Annotated in this window: 18 protein-coding genes and 1 pseudogene; 15 read left to right on the top strand and 4 right to left on the bottom strand. The window is 67.1% G+C overall.

Annotation, left to right across the window (positions count from 1 at the left end; genetic code table 11):
- Positions 1 to 23: 23 nt before the first annotated feature.
- The 3 genes from ctaA (at position 24) to putP (ending at position 4223) form a co-directional block, all read left to right on the top strand.
- Entirely contained in the window at positions 24 to 1169 is a 1146-nt protein-coding gene (gene ctaA, locus JHW45_RS08525; RefSeq protein ID WP_272860437.1) for a heme A synthase, read from the top strand.
- Positions 1166 to 2638 carry a carboxypeptidase M32 gene (locus tag JHW45_RS08520; RefSeq protein ID WP_272860436.1) on the top strand — a complete coding sequence of 491 codons (1473 nt, stop codon included), beginning with the start codon at positions 1166 to 1168 and terminating at the stop codon, positions 2636 to 2638. Before ctaA ends, JHW45_RS08520 begins: the two co-directional genes overlap by 4 nt.
- A gap of 109 nt (positions 2639 to 2747) precedes the next feature.
- Entirely contained in the window at positions 2748 to 4223 is a 1476-nt protein-coding gene (gene putP, locus JHW45_RS08515) for a sodium/proline symporter PutP (RefSeq protein WP_272860435.1), read from the top strand.
- 87 nt (positions 4224 to 4310) lie between these two features.
- Here the strand turns inward: putP and tpiA are convergent, their stop codons facing one another.
- The 3 genes from tpiA to JHW45_RS08500 all read right to left on the bottom strand — a co-directional run bounded on the left by tpiA (position 4311) and on the right by JHW45_RS08500 (position 5963).
- Complete coding sequence (tpiA, locus tag JHW45_RS08510; RefSeq protein ID WP_272860434.1) at positions 4311 to 5060, bottom strand: triose-phosphate isomerase; 750 nt, start codon at positions 5058 to 5060, stop codon at positions 4311 to 4313.
- 105 nt (positions 5061 to 5165) lie between these two features.
- Positions 5166 to 5540: a HesB/IscA family protein gene (locus tag JHW45_RS08505; RefSeq protein WP_272860433.1), complete on the bottom strand. Its 375-nt coding sequence runs from the start codon at positions 5538 to 5540 to the stop codon at positions 5166 to 5168.
- 66 nt (positions 5541 to 5606) lie between these two features.
- Entirely contained in the window at positions 5607 to 5963 is a 357-nt protein-coding gene (locus tag JHW45_RS08500) for an SUF system Fe-S cluster assembly protein (RefSeq protein WP_272860432.1), read from the bottom strand.
- Positions 5964 to 6095: 132 nt separating this feature from the next.
- Here JHW45_RS08500 and tgt point away from each other — a divergent pair, with 132 nt between their 5' ends.
- Positions 6096 to 7226, top strand: coding sequence for a tRNA guanosine(34) transglycosylase Tgt (gene tgt, locus JHW45_RS08495; RefSeq protein ID WP_272860431.1), 1131 nt, complete (start codon positions 6096 to 6098; stop codon positions 7224 to 7226).
- A gap of 149 nt (positions 7227 to 7375) precedes the next feature.
- On the top strand, positions 7376 to 8545 hold the full coding sequence (gene rnd / locus JHW45_RS08490; RefSeq protein WP_272860580.1) for a ribonuclease D: 1170 nt from the start codon (positions 7376 to 7378) through the stop codon (positions 8543 to 8545).
- A 14-nt stretch (positions 8546 to 8559) separates the two neighbouring features.
- Here the strand turns inward: rnd and JHW45_RS08485 are convergent, their stop codons facing one another.
- Complete coding sequence (locus JHW45_RS08485; protein ID WP_272860430.1) at positions 8560 to 9345, bottom strand: PAS domain-containing protein; 786 nt, start codon at positions 9343 to 9345, stop codon at positions 8560 to 8562.
- 243 nt (positions 9346 to 9588) lie between these two features.
- Here JHW45_RS08485 and gmk point away from each other — a divergent pair, with 243 nt between their 5' ends.
- The 10 genes and pseudogenes from gmk (at position 9589) to JHW45_RS08435 (ending at position 20170) form a co-directional block, all read left to right on the top strand.
- A complete protein-coding gene (gene gmk, locus JHW45_RS08480; protein WP_272860429.1) occupies positions 9589 to 10221 on the top strand; it encodes a guanylate kinase in 633 nt (210 codons plus the stop codon).
- Complete coding sequence (locus JHW45_RS08475; protein WP_272860428.1) at positions 10218 to 10739, top strand: gamma carbonic anhydrase family protein; 522 nt, start codon at positions 10218 to 10220, stop codon at positions 10737 to 10739. The genes gmk and JHW45_RS08475 overlap by 4 nt, the downstream gene beginning before the upstream one ends.
- Positions 10736 to 11869: a sensor histidine kinase gene (locus JHW45_RS08470; protein ID WP_272860427.1), complete on the top strand. Its 1134-nt coding sequence runs from the start codon at positions 10736 to 10738 to the stop codon at positions 11867 to 11869. The genes JHW45_RS08475 and JHW45_RS08470 overlap by 4 nt, the downstream gene beginning before the upstream one ends.
- A 92-nt stretch (positions 11870 to 11961) precedes the next feature.
- Positions 11962 to 12726 (top strand): ribose-5-phosphate isomerase RpiA, encoded by a 765-nt coding sequence (rpiA, locus tag JHW45_RS08465; protein ID WP_272860426.1) that lies wholly within the window; start codon positions 11962 to 11964, stop codon positions 12724 to 12726.
- The gene (gene gorA / locus JHW45_RS08460; RefSeq protein ID WP_272860425.1) at positions 12723 to 14105 is read left to right on the top strand and encodes a glutathione-disulfide reductase; all 1383 of its coding nucleotides are present in this window, start codon (positions 12723 to 12725) and stop codon (positions 14103 to 14105) included. The genes rpiA and gorA overlap by 4 nt, the downstream gene beginning before the upstream one ends.
- A 104-nt stretch (positions 14106 to 14209) precedes the next feature.
- Positions 14210 to 15463 carry an FtsH protease activity modulator HflK gene (gene hflK, locus JHW45_RS08455; protein WP_272860424.1) on the top strand — a complete coding sequence of 418 codons (1254 nt, stop codon included), beginning with the start codon at positions 14210 to 14212 and terminating at the stop codon, positions 15461 to 15463.
- An 11-nt stretch (positions 15464 to 15474) separates the two neighbouring features.
- Positions 15475 to 16563 (top strand): annotated as a pseudogene (hflC, locus tag JHW45_RS08450) (protease modulator HflC); the annotation flags it as partial.
- A 450-nt stretch (positions 16564 to 17013) separates the two neighbouring features.
- Positions 17014 to 18576, top strand: coding sequence for a DegQ family serine endoprotease (locus tag JHW45_RS08445; protein WP_272860423.1), 1563 nt, complete (start codon positions 17014 to 17016; stop codon positions 18574 to 18576).
- Positions 18577 to 18683: 107 nt separating this feature from the next.
- Positions 18684 to 19007: a 2Fe-2S iron-sulfur cluster-binding protein gene (locus tag JHW45_RS08440; protein WP_272860422.1), complete on the top strand. Its 324-nt coding sequence runs from the start codon at positions 18684 to 18686 to the stop codon at positions 19005 to 19007.
- Between the two features lie 623 nt (positions 19008 to 19630).
- Positions 19631 to 20170 carry a sugar transferase gene (locus JHW45_RS08435; protein ID WP_272860421.1) on the top strand — a complete coding sequence of 180 codons (540 nt, stop codon included), beginning with the start codon at positions 19631 to 19633 and terminating at the stop codon, positions 20168 to 20170.
- The last annotated feature ends 6 nt before the right edge of the window (positions 20171 to 20176 follow it).

Genomic DNA, 20176 nt, shown 5'->3' with positions numbered 1-20176 from the left:
GCCGACCCCAGAAGGAGCCGAAATTGGCCAAGCGTCCCGTTTTCGAGGAAGTGTCCGACCAGACCGCCAGCCGCCCCGTCACCCGGACCGGCATGATCGACGCCGCGCCGAAAGGTGCGCGCCGGGCGATCCGGCTGTGGCTGATCGTTCTGTTCGCGACGGTCGCGGCGATGATCGCGCTGGGCGGGGCGACGCGGCTGACCGGATCGGGGCTGTCGATCACCGAATGGGCGCCGGTCACGGGCAGCCTGCCGCCGATGTCGCAGGCCGACTGGCAGGCGGAATTCGACGCCTATCGCCAGATCCCGCAATTCGCGCAGGTCAATCCCGACATGGACCTGGCGGGGTTCAAGCGGATCTATTGGTGGGAATGGTCGCATCGCCTGCTGGGGCGGCTGATCGGGCTGGTCTGGGCGGCCGGGTTCCTGGGCTTTCTGGTCACGCGCCGGATTCCCGCCGGCTGGACGCCGCGCCTGCTGGGCATCGGCGTGCTGGGCGGCGTTCAGGGCGCGATCGGCTGGTGGATGGTCAGTTCCGGTCTGGTCGACGGCATGACGCGGGTGGCGTCGTATCGACTGGCCACGCATCTGGGCATCGCGTTCCTGATCCTTGGGCTGATCGCGTGGTATGTCCTGCTGCTGGGCCGGTCCGAGGCGGCGCTGATCCGCGCCCGCCGGGCGGGCGAGCCCAAACTGTTCTCGATGACGACCGGGCTGATGCATCTTGCCTTCGTGCAGATCCTGATCGGCGCGCTGGTCGCGGGGATCGACGCCGGCCGCACCTATACCGGCTGGCCCACGATGGGGGGCGAATGGATTCCCGCCGCCATCTGGGACGGTGCGCTGGGCTGGCGCAACTTCTTCGAGAACCCGGCGTTGGTGCAGTTCATCCACCGCATGACCGGCTATCTTCTGGCGATCTTCGCGGTCGTCGTGTGGCTGCGCGCGCGCCGGTCGCCGCACCGGCTGACGCGCGGGGCGTTCACGGCGATGATCGTCATGGTCGCGGTGCAGATCGGGCTGGGCATCATGAACGTGATCCACGCCTCGCCGCTGGTTCTGGCGCTGGCCCATCAGGTCGGTGCGGTGGCGCTGTTCATTCTGGTCATCCGCGCCCGCGCGTATGCCCGCTTCCCGCATGAAACATCGGTCAGGGGGACCATCAGATGAGCGTTTTCAACGATCTTCTCGCCTTTCAGCGCCAGACCGAGGCGCTGTCATCGGTGGCCGAACGGCTGGGATGGGACCAGGAAACGGTGATGCCGCGCGGCGCGGTCGAACAGCGGGCCGAGGAAATGGCCGCGATGGAGAGCGTGATCCACGACCGCCGCACCGATCCGCGTCTGGGCGAATGGCTGGCCGCGGCCGAGCCGCAGGACGAGGTGGGGGCGCGCATCGTCGATCTGATCGCCCGCGACTTTTCCCGCGCCAGCCGGGTGCCGGCGCGGCTGGCCAGCGAACTGGCCAAGACGACCTCGCTGGCGCAGGGCATCTGGGCCGAGGCGCGCGCGAACGAAACGCCCGAGGATTTCCTGCCGACGCTGGATCACGTCATCATGCTGAAGCGCGAGGAAGCCGCGGCGCTGGCCGATGGCGGCGACCCGTATGACGCGCTGCTTGAGGAATACGAACCCGACACCACGGCGGCCCAGATCGCGCAGGTCTTCGACATCATGCGGCCGCGTCTGGTGGGCCTGCGCGACGACGTGCTGGGCGCCGATTTCCAGCCCCAGCCCTTGACCGGGCATTTTCCGCAGAAGACCCAGCTTCGGCTGGCGCGGATCTGCGCGACCGCCTTCGGCTATGACTGGACGCGCGGGCGCATGGACGTGGCGGTGCACCCGTTCAGCTCCGGGCGCTGGCAGGACAGCCGCATCACCACCCGCGTGGTCGAGCCCGAGCCGTTCAACTGCCTTTATTCGACGATCCACGAGGTCGGGCATTCCAGCTATGAGCTGGGGATCGATTCGGACTATGCCTTCACGCCGCTGGGCCGGGGCGTGTCGATGGGCGTGCATGAAAGCCAAAGCCGCCTCTATGAAAACCAGATGGGGCGGGGCCGGGCGTTCACCGGCTGGCTGTTCAATCGCATGTCGGACGCCTTCGACGGGCTGAACATCGCCGACCCCGAGGCGTTCTATGGCACCGTCAACCGGGTCACGCCGGGCTATATCCGCACCGAATCCGACGAGGTGCAGTATAATCTGCACATCATGATGCGCTTCGATCTGGAACGCGACCTGATCACCGGCAGGCTGGACACCGACGATCTGGTCGAGGCGTGGAACGCCCGGTTCCTGAAGGATTTCGGCGTGGCCGTCGATCGCCCCTCGAACGGCGTCCTGCAGGACGTGCACTGGGCGGTCGGGCTGTTCGGCTATTTCCCGACCTATGCTTTGGGCAATGTCTATGCCGGCTGCCTCAATGCCGCGATGCGCGCCGCGGTGCCCGATCTTGACGACGCGCTGGCCGAAGGCGATGCCGCACCGGGTGCCGAGTGGCTGCGCGAGAATGTCCATCGCCACGGCAGCCTGATCCCGGCGCGGCGCCTGATCGAGGATGCGACCGGCGGCCCCATCGGTCCCGAACCGCTGCTGAGCTATCTGGAAGAGAAATTCGCCCGGATCTATCACCTCTGAAGGCCTGCCGCGCCGATTTGTCCTGCCTGACGCGCCCGGGATTTGCACACGGGCCCGTGATCTGTCACGCTTTGCCGATCACGAGGTCGCGAGTCAGAAAGGCAAAATCATGGCAATCGGAGTCTGGATCAGCCTGATCCTCTATTTCCTGCTGATGCTGGCCATCGGCGTCTATGCGTGGCGAAAATCAACCTCGAACTCCGAGGAATACATCCTTGGCGGTCGAAACCTGCACCCCGCCGTCGCGGCCCTGTCGGCCGGCGCCTCGGACATGAGCGGCTGGCTGCTTCTGGGTCTGCCGGGCGCGCTCTATGCCGCCGGTCTGGTCGAGGCCTGGATCGGGATCGGCCTGTTCGTGGGGGCGTTGCTGAACTGGATCATCGTGGCGCCGCGGCTGCGCGAACAGACCGAGCGTTACGACAACTCGCTGACCATTCCCGGCTTTCTTGCGAACCGGTTCCCGACGCGGGCGCTGCCGCTGCGCGTGATCTCGGCGGTGGTGATCGTGGTGTTCTTTGCGGTCTATACCGCCTCGGGCCTCGTCGGCGGGGGCAAGCTGTTCGCCAGCGCCTTCGACGGCAGCTATCAGGCCGGCGTCTGGCTGACCCTGGGCGTGGTGATGGCCTATACGGTCGTCGGCGGCTTTCTGGCCGTCAGCCTGACCGATTTCGTGCAGGGCTGCATCATGATGCTGGCGCTGATCATCATGCCGCTGGTCGTGCTGATGGGTCCGGGCGGCGGCGGATTCGATCAGGCCCGCCAGACCCTGGCCGAGGTCGATCCTAACTTCATGTCGCTGACGCGCGGCCTGACGGTGGTGGGGTTTCTGTCCGCCGTCACTTGGGGTCTGGGCTATTTCGGGCAGCCCCATATCATCGTCCGCTTCATGGCCGTGCGCCGGGTCGAAGAGGTGCCGACCGCGCGAAATATCGGCATGGCGTGGATGGCGATCTCGCTGATCGGGGCCATCGGGGTCGGCGTGTTCGGACGCGCCTATGTCGAACGCAACGGTCTCAGCATCGAGGACCCCGAGACGATCTTCATCGTGCTGTCCGAACTGCTGTTCCACCCGCTGGTCACGGGCTTCCTGTTCGCGGCCCTGCTGGCCGCGATCATGAGCACGGTCAGCAGCCAGTTGCTGGTTTCGTCATCCTCGCTGACCGAGGATTTCTATCGCCTGTTCCTCAATCGCGACGCCAGCGACAAGACGCTGGTGCTGGTTGGCCGGCTGGCGGTTCTGGCGGTCGGGATCGTCGCGGCCTTCATCGCCCGCGACCCGGATTCGAACGTGCTGTCGCTGGTCTCGCATGCCTGGGCGGGCTTCGGCGCGGCGTTCGGGCCGCTGATCATCCTGTCGCTGACCTGGTCGCGCATGACCGGGCGCGGCGCGGTCGCGGGGCTGGTCGTGGGCGCGGTGACGGTGATGGTCTGGATCTGGGCCGGGCTGAATGCCAGCTTCATGGGCGGGCCGGGCGTCTATGAGATCATTCCGGGCTTCATCGCCTCTGCCCTGGCCATCGTGATCGTCAGCATGATGACCGAGGCCAAGGGCGAATTCCGTCCCCTTGGACAGCCGTCGCGATAAGCCGCGACGGGTTTCCGCAATCCGACGCACAAGGCCGACCCCGCAGGGTCGGCCTTTTTCCCGCGTGGGCCGATGCCCGAAAGCGCCTCAGCCGGCGGCATCCAGCGCGGCGATGATGGCGCCGAAATCGTCCGCCTTCAGGCTGGCCCCGCCGACCAGCGCGCCATCGACATTCGCGATGGCAAAGATGGTGGCGGCATTGTCGGGCTTGACGCTGCCGCCATAAAGCAGCCGCATATCCGCGCCGTCGCGGACCGCGCCGCCCAGACGTTCGCGCAGCAGGGCGTGAACCTCGGCGATCTGGTCGTTGCTGGGGGTGCGGCCGGTGCCGATGGCCCAGACCGGCTCGTAGGCGATGACGGTGTTGGCGGCATCCGATCCCGGCGGCACCGACCCGGCCAGCTGCGCGGCGATCACGTCCAGCGTCTGGCCCGCGTCGCGCTGCGCCTCGGTCTCGCCGACGCAGACGATCGCGACCAGTCCGGCCTGATGCGCCGCCGCCGCCTTGGCCGCAACATCGGCATCGGTTTCGCCGTGATCGGCCCGGCGTTCGGAATGGCCGACGATCACATGGGTTGCTCCGGCATCCTTCAGTTGCGCCGCCGAGATGTCGCCGGTATGCGCGCCCGACATTTCGGCGTGACAATCCTGCCCGCCCACGGCGACCGGACCGGCACCGATCCGCGATACCATCGGATGCACCAGCAGGGCGGGCGGGCAGATCAGCACCTCGCAGCGTGGGCCTGGATGGGCTGCGCACAGCGCATCCACCTGTTCCAGCGCGGCCAGATCGCCGTTCATCTTCCAGTTGCCTGCGGCCAGCTTGCGTGGTGCCATGATCCATCTCCTTCGGGTTGGGTCCGGACTAAGCAAGCGGGACCGAAGGCGCAATCATGATAGCGCCGCAACAGGGACGGAAAAGCGTGTGGAAAAGGGGCGGCGTCAGTTGCCTTCGGCGCGGCTGCCCTCAAGCGGTTCGAAGCGGACCGATTCGCCGCATCCGCAGGCGTCGGTGACATTGGGATTGCGGAACCGGAAGCCGGATTCCAGCAACCCGGTTTCATAGTCGATCTCGGTCCCGAACAGGAACATCTGCGCCATGGGCGAAATCATCACCCGCGCATCGCCCTGTTCGACGACCTCTTCGTTCGCCTCGCGGGTTTCGGCCAGTTCCATCGTGTATTCCATGCCCGCACAGCCGCCCTTTTTCAGCCCGATGCGCAGGCCAAGGGCGTTCTTGCCCGACATCAGCCGGGCGATCTGACGCTCGGCTGCCGGGGTGATGGTCACGGGCGAGGCGCCGGGAATGGCGAACATGGCGAAACCCTTTCGTTGCGACACGGAACAAAGATAGGGGCTGTGCCGCCCCGTCTCAACCCCGCGTCACATGAAGCCCAGTTCCAGCCGCGCCTCGTCGGACATCATGTCCATGCCCCATTGCGGCTGGAACGTCATCTCGACATCGACCTGCTTCACGCCGGGCAGCGGTTCGATCGCGTCGGCGACCCAGCCCGGCATTTCGCCCGCCACCGGACAGCCGGGCGCGGTCAGCGTCATGGTGACGCGCACCTCGTTCACGTCGTTGATGTCGATCGTATAGATCAGGCCCAGATCGTAGATGTTCACCGGGATCTCGGGGTCGTACACCGTCTTGCAGGCCTCGACCACGGGCTCGTAAAGCGGGTGGTCCGTGGTTGAGGGGGCGATCAGAGGGGCGCCTTCCATCATCGGTTCGGTCATGGCGTGTTCCTGTCAATTCCGACCAATTATATAAGTGACTGCGCGCCCCGGGTCTACCCCGCAGGCCGCGTTGCGAAACAGGGGCAAAGCGGATATGCAGCCAGCGTTTTCCCCACAGGCGCCCGTTTGCAGATGTCCGACCGTTTCTCATTCACGCTGAACGCCGCCGACGGGCGCGCGCGCAGCGGCGTCATCCGCACCCCGCGCGGCGAGATCCGCACGCCGGCCTTCATGCCGGTGGGCACCGCCGCGACGGTCAAGGCGATGTTGCCCGAATCGGTGCGCGCGACGGGCGCCGACATCCTGCTGGGCAACACCTATCACCTGATGCTGCGGCCGGGCGCGGAACGGATCGCGCGGTTGGGCGGGCTGCACCGGTTCATGAACTGGGACCGGCCGATCCTGACCGATTCGGGCGGGTTTCAGGTCATGAGCCTGGGCCCCTTGCGCAAGCTGACCGAGGACGGCGTGACCTTTGCCAGCCATATCGACGGCAGCAAGCATCACCTGACGCCCGAACGCAGCATGCAGATCCAGCGTCTTCTGGGCAGCGATATCGTCATGGCTTTCGACGAATGTCCCGCGCTGCCCGCGACCGAGGACGAGGTGGCCAGATCCATGCGCCTGTCGATGCGGTGGGCGCAGCGGTCGCGCGACGCGTTCGGCGAGCGGCCGGGACACGCGCTGTTCGGGATCATGCAGGGCGGCGTGACGCGCGATCTGCGCGAGGAATCCGCGCGCTCGCTGACCGGCATCGGCTTTGACGGCTATGCCATCGGCGGGTTGGCCGTGGGCGAGGGGCAGGAGGCGATGTTCGGCGTGCTGGATTACGCGCCCGGTTTCCTGCCCTCGGACAAGCCGCGCTATCTGATGGGGGTGGGCAAGCCCGACGACATCGTGGGCGCGGTCGTTCGCGGCATCGACATGATGGATTGCGTCCTGCCGTCGCGGTCGGGGCGCACCGGGCAGGCCTGGACCCGCCACGGCCAAGTGAACATCAAGAACGCCCGCCATCAGGACGATCCGCGCCCGCTGGATGAGGCATGCGGCTGCCCGGCCTGCCGCAGCTATTCCCGCGCCTATCTGCATCACGTCTTCCGCGCGGGCGAGATGATCAGCGGGATGCTGCTGACCTGGCACAACCTGCATTATTATCAGGACCTGATGGCGGGTTTGCGCGCAGCCATCGACGAGGGGCGGCTGGACGATTTCGTGCGCGATTTCCACGCGCTCCGCGCGGCGGGGGATATTCCGCCGCTGTAAGCTGCGGCGCGGCGCGACAGGCGGCAGGCGGATCGGCGCGAAGGCGTGGCCGCCGATCTTGCGGGTCTTTTCATCCGCCGCGGCTGCGATTATGCGTCGGCGCACCGGCGGACGACCCGCCCGACAGAAAGCGCCGAATGAGCCAGACCATCACCACCATCACCCGCACCGAAGATCTTGCCCGCTTTTGCGAGGCGGCGAAAGCCGCGCCCTATGTCACGCTGGACACCGAGTTCCTGCGCGAACGGACCTATTGGTCGCGATTGTGCCTGATCCAGATGGCGCTGCCGCCGGCCTCGACCGAAGGCGGGCAGGGCGGACAGGCGGTGCTGGTCGATCCGCTTGCAGGCGGGCTGTCGCTGCAACCGCTTTACGACCTGTTCGGCCATCGCGACACGGTCAAGGTGTTCCACGCCGCGCGTCAGGATCTTGAGATCTTTCATCACGACGCGGGCGTGTTTCCCGAACCGCTGTTCGACACGCAGGTGGCCGCGATGGTCTGCGGCTTTGGCGAGCAGGCCGGCTATGAAACGCTGGTCCGCAAGATCGCCAAGGCCAGCCTGGACAAGTCGTCGCGTTTCACCGACTGGTCGCGGCGGCCGCTGTCGGATGCGCAGAAAGCCTATGCGCTGGCCGACGTCACCCATCTTCGCGCGATCTATGAATTCCTTGCGGCCGAACTGCGCCGGAACGGGCGCGAAAGCTGGCTGGCCGAAGAGATGGCCGTGCTGAAGGACCCCGAAACCTATATCAACCGTCCCGAAGAGGCGTGGATGAAGGTTCGCACCCGCACCAATTCGCCGCGCTTTCTGGCCATCCTGCGCGAATTGGCGCGGTTTCGCGAAGCCTATGCGCAGGAACGCGACATCCCGCGCAGCCGGGTCTTCAAGGACGACGCGATGATCGAGCTTGCCTCGACCAAACCTGCCTCGGAAGAGGATCTGGGCCGGTCGCGCCTGCTGCTGCGCGATGCGCGCAAGGGCGACATCGCGGCGGGCATCCTGGCCTCGGTCAAGGCCGGGCTGGAGGCCAAGGATCCGCCGCAACCGCGCAAGGACGAACCGGGCCGGCCCGGCAATGCCGCGCTGTCGGATCTGCTGCGCGTGTTGCTGAAGGCCAAGGCCGATGCGGCGGGCGTCGCGCCCAAGCTGATCGCGTCCTCGGCCGATCTGGACGCCATCGCGACCGGCGAACGCGACCTGCCGACGCTGCAAGGCTGGCGCGCCGAGGTGTTCGGCCACGATGCGCTGCGGCTGGCGGCGGGCGAAATCGCCCTGTCGGCGCGGGGCGGCACGGTTCGGGTCGTGCCGGCGGATTAAAAGCGGGCCATCGGTCACGTTTCCCCGGTCGGGATCACCCTGAAGCGGGCGCGGCGCTGTTCAGGCGTCTCGGCTATGTCTGAAATCCTGGGCTGCGGGCCGGTTGGGTCGTCGGGGGCACGGTGCGGCGGGCGCTTGCGCGACCTGTCGGGGCGGCGAAAGGACGTTTCGTCCTCGGCAAAACCCGACGCCGAGGGTGAGGGGGCCATCACCTTGCCGCCCTCGATGATCGGCAGGACGCGATCCTCGACCAGATCGAACCGGCGCGGGGCGAACCCGGTTTCGCCCTCGGCGATCAGGCAGCCCAAGGCCCGCGTCACGTCGCCCAGATCCGAGCGCAGGGGCAGCAGCAGCATCAGCGCGGTCAGTTCGGGGCGGGCATAATCGGGCGCGGCATGCAGGCGCAACTCCGCAATCTGCGGTGCCTTGAACACGCTTTCCAGCACATCCGACAGCCGCCCGCGCGAGGCCGGGTTCAGAAACGCGCACAGCGGCATGCCGCGCACCTCCATCCCCATCAGGTCGATCAGATGGCGGCCGGCCAGCCTGAACCGCGCTGCCCCCGGCGCGATCCGTTCCAGGATGAACGCGTAATCCAGCGCGCGATGGATGCCGTGGGGCTGGATATCGGACCGGGCCGGCACGGCGCGACCCTGGCGCAGTTCCTGCCAATAAGCGCGCATCCCGGCGGCGATGCGGGCCGGCCGGTCGCGGTCGAAATCGGCCAGCCGCAAAAGCCGGCCGGTGGCCTTCTGTGGCGGGCCGTGCGCCGTGCTGTCATCGTCTTGACCGTCGGGCACGTTCGACAACCCCGTTTGATCCATTTTCCGGCCACGCGGATGCTGATCCGCCCCTGCCGTTCGCGCCAGCATATCGCATCGCGCGCCGCGCCGCCCAGATCTTTCCTGACGAATGGTTAAGACAATCGCGCGACCGCACCCTCGGCGACACGCCCGTGCGCGCCGGCCCGGCGTCGGCACTTGACCCCCTGCCGCCGCTGGTCCATCCCCGTCAAACGACGCTGACGCTTGGGGAAAATGCCGATGGACCGCACCGGGTTGCTGATCATCCTGTCTTCGCCCTCGGGCGCGGGCAAGTCCACCCTGGCACGGCGGCTGATGGACTGGGACCCCAGTCTGCGCTTTTCCGTGTCGGCCACGACCCGGCCCCCGCGTCCGGGCGAGGTGGACGGGCAGCATTACTATTTCACCACCCATGAGGATTTCCGCGCGCTGGTCGCGCAGGGGCAGATGCTGGAACATGCCGAGGTGTTCGGCAATCTCTACGGCTCTCCGCGCGCGCCGGTCGAGGCCGCGATGGAGGAAGGCCGCGACACGCTGTTCGATGTCGACTGGCAGGGCGGCCAGCAGATCCGCGCCTCGCCCCTGGGCGGTCACGTGGTGTCGATCTTCGTGCTGCCGCCGTCGCTGCCGGAACTGGAACGGCGGCTGCGCGGGCGCGGGCAGGACAGCGATGCGGTCATCGCCGGCCGGATGCTGAAAAGCCGGGCCGAGATCAGCCACTGGGCCGAATACGATTACGTGCTGATCAACGACGATCTGGACGAAACCGACGCGCGGCTGCGCGCCATCCTCACCGCCGAACGGCTGCGCCGCGACCGGCAGGGCGGGCTGGGCGCGTTCGTCAAGCGATTGATGGAGGAGGAAAGCGCATGATCTGGGAACTGGACGGAATCGCGCCGCAGATCGCCAAGGACGCATGGGTCGCCGCCGATGCGCAGCTGATGGGCCGCGTCGTGTTGCAGGACGGGGCATCGGTCTGGTGGGGCGCGGTGCTGCGCGGCGATAACGAGGAGATCCGCGTGGGTCCCGGCAGCAACGTGCAGGATCTGTGCGTCTGTCACACCGATCCCGGCCATCCGCTGATCATCGGCGCGGATTGCACCATCGGGCATCGCGCGATCCTGCATGGCTGCACCATCGGCGACGGCGCGCTGGTCGGCATGGGCGCCACGATCCTGAACGGCGCGAAGATCGGCGCCGGTGCGCTGATCGGGGCCGGCGCCCTGATCGCCGAGGGCAAAAAGATTCCCGCCGGTGCGCTGGTGATGGGCGCGCCGGGCAAGGTGGTGCGGATGCTGGACGATGCGGCGCAGGCGGCGCTGCGTCAATCGGCCGAACGCTATCGCGCCAACGCGGCGCGGTTCCGGTCCGGGCTGCGGCGGGTGGAATGAGGCGGGACGGGCGGCGCCGTGTGGCGGGCCTGCTGGACGGCGTTCCGATCCCGATGCTGGCCGTCGACGGGCAGGCCCGCACCATTGCCGCGAACCGCGCGGCAGAGGCGCTGTTCGGCCCGGATCTGCTGAACCGGCCCTTCGTCACCATCCTGCGCCACCCGGATGTGATCGCGGCGCTGGATCGGGCGCTAGACCCGGAATCGCCGACACCGCCCGGGCCGCAGCTTGGGCCGCAGCTTGGGCCGGATGCGCAACGACACGCGCCGCAGGACGGGCCGGCACGGTTGCGCGCCCAGATCGCGGCCGACGGGCGACTGGTCGCGGCCGAGATCACCGTGGCGCCCTTGCCGCCCGCGCTGGGGCGCGGCGCGACGGTGGCGATCATCGACCGCTCGGCGGCCGAGGAGGCCGAACAGCTGCGCCGCGATTTCGTCGCCAATGTCAGCCACGAGTTGAAAACGCCGCTGACCGCGATGACCGGCTTTATCCAGACGCTGCGCGGTCCGGCCCGCGACGATCCCGCCGCGCGCGACCGTTTTCTGGATATCATGGACTCCGAGGCTGCGCGGATGAACCGGCTGATCGCCGATCTGCTGTGCCTGAGCCGGGTGCAGGCCGGTGAACGCAGCCGTCCGGCGCAGCATGTCGATCTGGCCATGCTGCTGCGCGAGGTGCTGGCGACGATGGGACCGGCCGCGCACGCCGCCGGCGTCCATATCGAATCCGACGGTCTGGACGGCACGATTCGCGTGCCGGGCGATGCCGACCAGCTGGTTCAGGTGTTCCAGAACCTTGTCGACAACGCGCTGAAATACGGCGGATCGGGCGGCTGGCTGGGCGTGCGGCTGGCGCGGATCGACCGCGAACCGCTGCTGCGCGGTCCGGGCTGGGCGGTCGAGATCGCGGATCGCGGCGACGGCATCGACGGGCTGCACCTGCCGCGCCTGACGGAACGGTTCTATCGCGTCGATGCGCACCGGTCGCGGGCGCAGGGCGGCACCGGGCTGGGGCTGGCCATCGTCAAGCATATCGTCAACCGTCATCGCGGCCGCCTGAAGATCGACAGCCAGCGCGGCGCGGGCACGACCGTCACCGTGATTCTGCCCGAAACGCTGAAAAGGCTGTGATCGGGGCGCGATCCGGTGCGGCGGGCTGACCTCTCGCGCTTGGCGGCCGCATCGCCTATAACCGCCCCCAACCCGACACAGAGGAGTGTTCGATGTCGCAATCTTCTCAGCCCGATCCGGCCAAGCTGGCGGCGGCGCGTGCCGCCGTCGCGCTGGTCGAGGACGGGATGAAGCTGGGGCTTGGCACCGGCTCGACCGCCAGCATCATGGTGCGGGAACTGGCCGACCGCGCCCGCGCCGAGAACCTGTCGCTGCGCTGTGCGGCGACGTCGAAGGCGACGGCCGATCTGGCCTGCGATCTGGGCCTGAAGGTCGAGACGCTGGACGAGGTCCGCTGGCTGGACCTGACCATCGACGGCGCCGACGAGGTCGATCCGGACCTGCATCTGATCAAGGGCGGCGGCGGCGCGCATCTGCGGGAAAAGATCGTCGCGGCGGCCAGCGACCGGATGGTGGTCATCGCCGATCCGGGCAAGATCGTCGATCAGCTTGGCGCATTTCCGCTGCCGGTCGAGGTGTTGCAGTTCGGCTTCGAGACCACGCGCACGCTGATCCGGCGCGCGCTGGCCGCGCTGGACATGGAAGGCCATGACGTGATGCAGCGCCTGAAGGACAGCGATCCCTGGGTCACGGACGAAGGCAACCTGATCCTGGACCTGCATCTTGAGGTGATCCACGATCCGGTCGCGCTGGCCCATGCGCTGGCCGCGATTCCGGGTGTGGTCGAACACGGGCTGTTTCTGGGAATGTGCGATCTGGCGATCATCGGCAAGGCCGACGGGTCGGTCGTGGAACTGAATCGAGAGGCAGGGATCGACGCCGACCTGCTGGCGGGCGAGGGAGGCCGGGAACTATGACCTTCGATTATGATCTGTTCGTCATCGGCGGCGGCTCGGGCGGGGTGCGCGCGGCCCGGATCGCGGCGGGCGAACACGGCGCCCGCGTCGGTCTGGCCGAGGAAAGCCGGATGGGCGGCACCTGCGTCATCCGGGGCTGCGTGCCCAAGAAGCTGATGATCTTCGCCAGCCAGGCCCCGCTGCTGGCCGAAGAGATGCGGGGATATGGCTGGCAACAGGCGCAGACCGGCCACTTCGACTGGACCGCCTTTCGCGGCAAGCTGGACGAGGAGCTGACCCGGCTTGAGAACGCCTATACCCGCAACGCCGAACGCGCGGGTGTGCAGATATTCCACCAGCGCGCGCGTCTGGCCGATCACCACACGGTCGAACTGGCCGACGGCACGCGCAAATCCGCCAAGCATATCCTGATCGCCGTCGGCGGCCGGCCGGCGCGGATCGGGATTCCGGGCGACGAACACGCGCTTGTCTCGGACGATCTGTTCCTGATGGACGAATTGCCCCGGCGCGCGCTGCTGGTCGGCGGCGGCTTCATCGCCTGCGAATACGCGACGATCCTGAACGGCATGGGCGTCGATACGTCCCAGGCCTATCGCGGCGATATGGTGCTGCGCGGCTTCGATCTTGAGGCGCGCGAGATGGCCACCCAGCAACTGACCGATATCGGCGTCGATCTGCGTCTGGGCCTGACCCCGGTGCGGCTGTCGAAGGAGGCGGGGCGGATCGCGGTGCAGTTCAGCGACGGCAGCACCGATCATTTCGACGCGGTGTTCTTCGCCACCGGGCGCAGCCCCTATACCGGGGGTCTGGGGCTTGAGAATACCGGCGTCAGGCTGCGTCCCACCGGCGCGATCGAAGTCGATGAATGGTCGCAAAGCTCGGTCCCGTCGATCTTTGCCGTGGGCGATGTCACCGACCGGGTGAACCTGACGCCCGTTGCCATTCGCGAGGGTCATGCCTTTGCCGACACCATCTTCGGTGCCCGGCCGCGCAAGGTCCGGCACGATCTGGTCGCCAGCGCGGTCTATCTGCGGCCGGGCGAGCTGGGCTCGATCGGGCTGACCGAGGAAGAGGCGCGCGGGCGCGGCCCGGTCGATGTCTATTCGGCGGTGTTCCGGCCGATGCGGTCGATGTTTGCAGGATCGAACGCGCGTACGCTGATGAAGCTGCTGGTCGAGCCCGAGACCGACCGGGTGCTTGGCTGCCACATTTTCGGGCCCGAGGCCGGCGAGATGATCCAGATCGCGGCGATCCCGATCACGATGGGCTGCACCAAGGCGGATTTCGATGCGACGATGGCGGTCCATCCGACCGCGGCCGAGGAACTGGTGACGATGCGGCATCCCACACGGCGTCACGATGCCGCGAAAGTCGCGTGATCGGGGCGGGCAGGGGTTGATTGCGGGGCCGGCAGGGTTGCACATCCGCCACCCGAACCCCAGTTTGCAACGAACGGAATAATCAGGGAAAGAAGGTCGAGCATATGGCAAATCAGGGCCCTTGGGGCGGTGGTGGCAATGGTGGTGGGGACGATGACGACGACCGCGGCAAGCGTCCGTCCAATCGCCCCTGGGGCGACCAGCAGCCCCCGCGCGGAGGCCCGCGCAGGCCCGGACCGGGCGAGCAGATGCCCGAGATCGAAGAGCTGATGAAAAAGGGCCAGGAGCGGCTGCGCGTGCTGATGGGCGGGCGCGGCGGCGGGAACGGCACCGGCGGCGGCGGGCGCGGCCCGTCGGGGCCGGGTTTCGGCCTGAACCGTTCGACCCTGGCCATTGCCGGGCTGGTCGCGGTCGCCCTGTGGGGTTTTGCCAGCTTCTATCGCGTGCAGACCAACGAAAAAAGCGTCGAGTTCCTGTTCGGCCGCGCGGTGGCCGTGGGCAGCGAGGGTCTGAACTTTGCGCCCTGGCCCTTCGTGACCGCCGAGGTCGTGCCGGTCACCAACGAACGCGTGACCGAGATCGGCACCGGCCGGTCGGGCCCGATGGACAGCGGGCTGATGCTGACCCGCGACCAGAACATCGTGGACATGGAATATCAGGTCGTCTGGAACATCTCGGACCCCGAAAAATACCTGTTCAACCTGGCCGATCCGGCCGACACGATCCGCGCCGTCGCCGAATCCGCGATGCGCGACATCATCGCGCGGTCCGAACTGGCACCGATCCTGAACCGCGACCGGGGCGCCATCGCCAACGATCTGAGCGACGCGGTCCAGCGCACGCTGGACGCCTATCAGTCGGGGATCAACGTGGTGCGGGTCAACCTTGACCGCGCCGACCCGCCGGCCGAGGTGATCGACGCCTTCCGCGAGGTGCAGGCAGCCCAGCAGGAACGCGACCGGCTTGAGAAAGAGGCCGATGCCTATGCCAACCGCGTTCTGGCGCAGGCCCGCGGCGACGCGGCGGCGACGCTGGAACAGGCCGAAGGCTATCGCGCCGAGGCGGTGAACAACGCGCAGGGTGAGGCCGCGCGGTTCAATTCGATCTACGAGGAATATGTGAAGGCGCCCGAGGTGACGCGGCGTCGCATGTATCTGGAAACGATGGAGAAGGTCCTGGGAGACGTGGAGAAGGTGATCCTGGGCGAAGGCACGACCGGGCAGGGCGGGTCGGGCGTGGTGCCCTATCTTCCGCTTGACCGTCTGCGCAGTTCGTCCGGAGCGGACGACAGCGCCGCCGACAACACCAACCGCACCAACCCCAACCGCACCAGTGCCACCGCAGGAGGGACCAACTGATGGCCCGCAGACTGAAACTGTCCGCGCTGGCGATTCCGGCGCTGATCGTCGTGGCCGTGGTCGTCATGGCGTCGTTGTTCATCGTGGATGAACGCGAAAAGGCGCTTGTCCTGCGTCTTGGCCGCGTCGTCGATGTGCAGGAAGCCCCCGGCCTCGGCGTGAAGGTGCCGTTTCTGGACAATGTCGTGAAATATGACGACCGCATCCTGGGCCTGCCGACCAGTCCGCTGGAGGTCACGCCGCTGGACGACCGTCGTCTTGTGGTCGATGCCTTCGCACGCTGGCGGATCACCGATCCGGTGCGCTTTCGTCAGGCGGTCGGCACCGGCGGCATCCAGACCGCCCTTGGCCGGCTTGAGCCGATCGTGAACACCGCCATCCGCGAGGTTCTGGGTTCGGTTCCCTCGACCAGCGTGCTGTCGGACGACCGGACCGGGCTGATGAACCAGATCCGCGACGAGGCGCGCAGGAACTCGGCCGGGCTGGGGGTCGAGATCATCGACGTGCGCCTGACCCGGACCGATCTGCCCGAACAGAACCTGACCGCGACCTATGCCCGGATGCGCGCCGAACGCCAGCGCGAGGCGGCGGACGAGATCGCCCGCGGCGGCGAGGCGGCGCAGCGCGTCCGCGCGGCGGCGGACCGGACGGTGGTGGAACTGACCTCGGAGGCCGGCAAGCGCGCCGAGGTGATCCGGGGCGAGGCCGATGCCGAACGCAACGCCATCTATGCCGACGCTTTCGGCCGCGATCCGGAATTCTTCGCATTCACCCGGTCGATGACCTCGTATGAACGCGCGCTGAAGGGCAGCAACAGCAGCCTGGTGATTCAGCCGGACGGCGAGTTCTTCAGCTATCTGCGCGACGACGGCTCCAGCCGCGCCAATCCGGCGCCGACGCCGGTGCCGCCGGGCTCGTCTGCGGGCGCGACGACGCCGCAGGCCAGCGTCTCGGACGAGGAACTGGTCACGCCCGAGGTGACGGACCGCGAAGGCAACCCGCTGGGCGAATCCGCCGGGGTGAAGCTGACGCCGGTGCCTGAAAGCCTGGCGACTCCGCCGCAAAGCTCGACCTCGGTCGTGCCCGCAGCGCCGCTGGCGGAGGACCAGCCCGACGGGGCGTCGCCGGACGAGGCCGCCCAACCGGCCGAAAGTGGCGCTGAGGCGGCCGACGCGCCGGCCGACGATGAAACCGCTGCGCCCGCGGATACCTCTGGCGAAGCGGCGGCGGCGGACGATGCCGCCGAAGACGCCACCGACGCGCAGACCGACGATACGGCCGCGGCGTCCAACTGATCGCCAGCGGGGGCGGATGCGAAGGCCGCCGCCCCCGCCGCACCTTGCCGGCCCGGTCCGGCTTTGCGGCCATTGGCGTTCCGACGCCGCGTCGGATCTGACCGCCCCTGAGTTGCGTTGCAACAAAAGTCACGATCAGTTCATTCTGCGAGAGCGTGGTTTATTTGCAACGTGGGGCCATATTCCGTTCATATCACACCCGTCTTTGGGGCGGTTTCGCCCCGCGACACAATCCGAAAGATGAGGACATCCAGCATGAAGACGCTTTCTCCTCGGCATCTCCTGACCGCGTCGGTGCTTGCCGTAACACTCGGCCTCGGCTTCGCGGGCGCCCAGCAGGCGACCACGGACGTGTCACCCGAAGCCAGCCAGCAGGCTCAGGAAGCCGCGAAGAACAACCAGCCGCTGGGGTCGAACGTGACCGAGGGTCGCGACCCGGATGCGGCGCATGACAGCTTTGCCGATCTGGTCGAAAAGGTTTCTCCCGCCGTCGTGAACATCACCACCACCTCGGTCGTGTCGCAACCCGCCGGTGGGCCGGGGCCGATGTTCCCCGACGGCAGCCCGTTTTCGGACCTGTTCCGCGATTTCGGATTTCCCGGAATGCCGGGCATGCCCGGCCCCGACGGACAGCGCCCGCGCGCACCGCAGCGGTCGAACGCGCTCGGCTCGGGCTTCGTGATCTCGGCGGACGGATATATCGTCACGAACAACCACGTCATCGACGGCGCCGACGAGATCGAGATCGAGTTCTATTCCGGCATGACCCTGCCGGCCGAGGTGGTCGGCACCGATCCCAACACCGATGTCGCGCTGCTGAAGGTGGACAGCGACGATCCGGTGCCGTTCGTCACCTTCGGGGATTCCGACGATGCCCGCGTGGGCGACTGGGTGCTGGCGCTGGGCAACCCGCTGGGGCAGGGGTTTTCCGCCTCGACCGGGATCGTGTCGGCGCGCAACCGCGAATTGTCGGGCACCTATGACGACTATCTTCAGACCGATGCGGCCATCAATCGCGGCAATTCGGGCGGCCCGCTGTTCAACATGGACGGCGAGGTGATCGGCGTGAACACCGCGATCCTGTCGCCCAATGGCGGCTCGATCGGCATCGGCTTCTCGATGGCGTCGAACGTGGTCAGCAAGGTCGTCAACCAGTTGCAGGAATATGGCGAGACGCGGCGCGGCTGGCTGGGCGTGAAGATCCAGGACGTCACCCCGGACATGGCCGAGGCGCTGGGCCTGTCGGCCGATGCGGGGGCCATGGTCACCGACGTTCCCGACGGACCCGCCAAGGATGCCGGCATGAAGGCCGGCGACGTGATCACCAGCTTTGACGGCGCCGAGGTCGAGGATACGCGCGGCCTTGTCCGCCGCGTGGCCGAGGCACCGGCCGGCGAGCCGGTCGACGTGGTCGTGCAGCGCGACGGCGAACCGCGCACGCTGAGCGTGACGCTGGGACGGCGCGAACTGGCCGAGGGCAATGCCCACGAGGCCGCCCCGCAGACGCCGAGCCAGTCCGAGATGCTGGACATGACGCTGGCCACGCTGACGCCTGAACTGGCGGCCGAGCTGGGCGTGTCGTCGGACATGCGGGGCCTGGTCGTGCAGTCGGTCGATCCCGAAGGCGTGGCCGCCGAGAAGGGTCTTGCCTCGGGCGACATCATCACCGAAGCGGGGCAGCAGCCGGTCACCAGCCTGTCAGAGCTGTCCGCCCGTATCGACGAGGCGCGCGAGGCCGGCCGCAAGTCGATCCTGGTGCTGATCCGCCGCGCCGGAGAGCCGCGCTTCGTGGCCCTGCCCATCGACGAGGCAGAGTGATCCACACGCGCCACGGCAGCTAGCCGGACAGGGGCGGGCCGCACGGTCCGCCCCTTTTCATTGCCGCGTCGATGGCCTATCTGGCGCGCATCAAGGAAAGACGGACCATGGCCAAGATCACCTATATCGAGCATAACGGCACCCGCCACGAGGTTGACGTGAAACCCGGCATGACCGTCATGGAGGGTGCGCGCGACAACGGCATCCCCGGCATCGACGCCGATTGCGGCGGCGCCTGCGCCTGTTCGACCTGTCATGTCTATGTCGATCCCGACTGGATCGACAAGCTTCCGCCGCGCGATCCGATGGAAGAGGACATGCTGGATTTCGCCTATGAGCCTGACCCCGAACGCTCTCGGCTGACCTGCCAGATCAAGGTGACGGACGAGCTGGACGGCCTGACCGTGCAGATGCCCGAACGCCAGATCTAGGACCGGCCGCAAGCTTCATCTGAACACGCTATGATTGCCGGCGCGGTCTGCGCCGGCTGCGCTTGTCCCGCGGAACGGGGCTTGCGACGGGCAAGGCTGCACGCGGCGCCGTCCCAATCCCGCTTCGTTGAAATAACATAAGTTATTTGCCCTGCGCAGATTCGCCGTGGCCCGAATCGAACATCCGCAGATTGTGCACGATACGCAAAACCGAATGGTCTGAAAAACAACTTTAGATTGCATTTCCCGTTTCATAACGCCGTTGAGATGTTTTCAGGCCCCCGACCTGTCCTAAAGGGCAGGTCATTTTTCCGCTTATTAAAGTTTTAACGATGGGCGAAAAGACGCCGAAATGCTATTGTCTGCGCAGTACGAGGGCCTGTTCCGAACGATCACCTGTTCCCTTTTTTCGGTGTTCGGACGCGGCCTGTCACAGGCTCGCTTGTGTGGCGTAGCTGGTTTGCGTGTTTAGAATTGTGGGCATGATGGCGATGGAAGATCAAATGGTTGCCTTGGTATCGGTGTCGGGCGTCAAGACTGTCGGAAAGACCCGGCCCTGGCTTTACAGAAAGTGTTTCAAACGTCCGCTTGACGTGTTGCTGGTTGTTTTGAGCGCACCATTCGTGGTTCCGCTGATTATCCTGCTGGCGGTCATGGTGCTGCGCGACGGCGGTAACCCGTTCTATTCGCAGGCGCGGATCGGCCGGAATGGCAGCCGTTATCGCATGTGGAAACTGCGCAGCATGGTCGTGGATGCGGATGCGCGGCTTGCCGCCTATCTGGATGAGAATGCCGAGGCAAAGCGGGAATGGGACGAAACCCAGAAGCTGCGCGACGATCCGCGCGTGACCCGGTTCGGCCGGGTGCTGCGCAGCAGCTCTCTGGACGAACTGCCCCAGCTTTGGAACGTCCTGAAAGGCGATATGAGCCTGGTCGGTCCGCGCCCGATGCTGCCTGAACAGCAGGCGATGTATGAGGGTTCGGGTTATTACGATCTGCGTCCGGGGATCACCGGCTTCTGGCAGACCTCGGGCCGCAACTCGACCTCTTTCGCGGCGCGGGCCTGGTATGACGACCGGTATGAGCGGCATCTGTCGCTGACCAGCGACGTGTCGATCCTGGTGCGCACCTTCGGCGTGGTGCTGCGCGCCACCGGCTGCTAGGGTCCG

Source organism: Paracoccus stylophorae, from assembly GCF_028553765.1.
Classification (GTDB): Bacteria; Pseudomonadota; Alphaproteobacteria; order Rhodobacterales; family Rhodobacteraceae; genus Paracoccus; species Paracoccus stylophorae.
The sequence above is the reverse complement of the archived record's forward strand: the minus strand, read 5'-3'. Positions and strand labels throughout refer to the sequence as shown.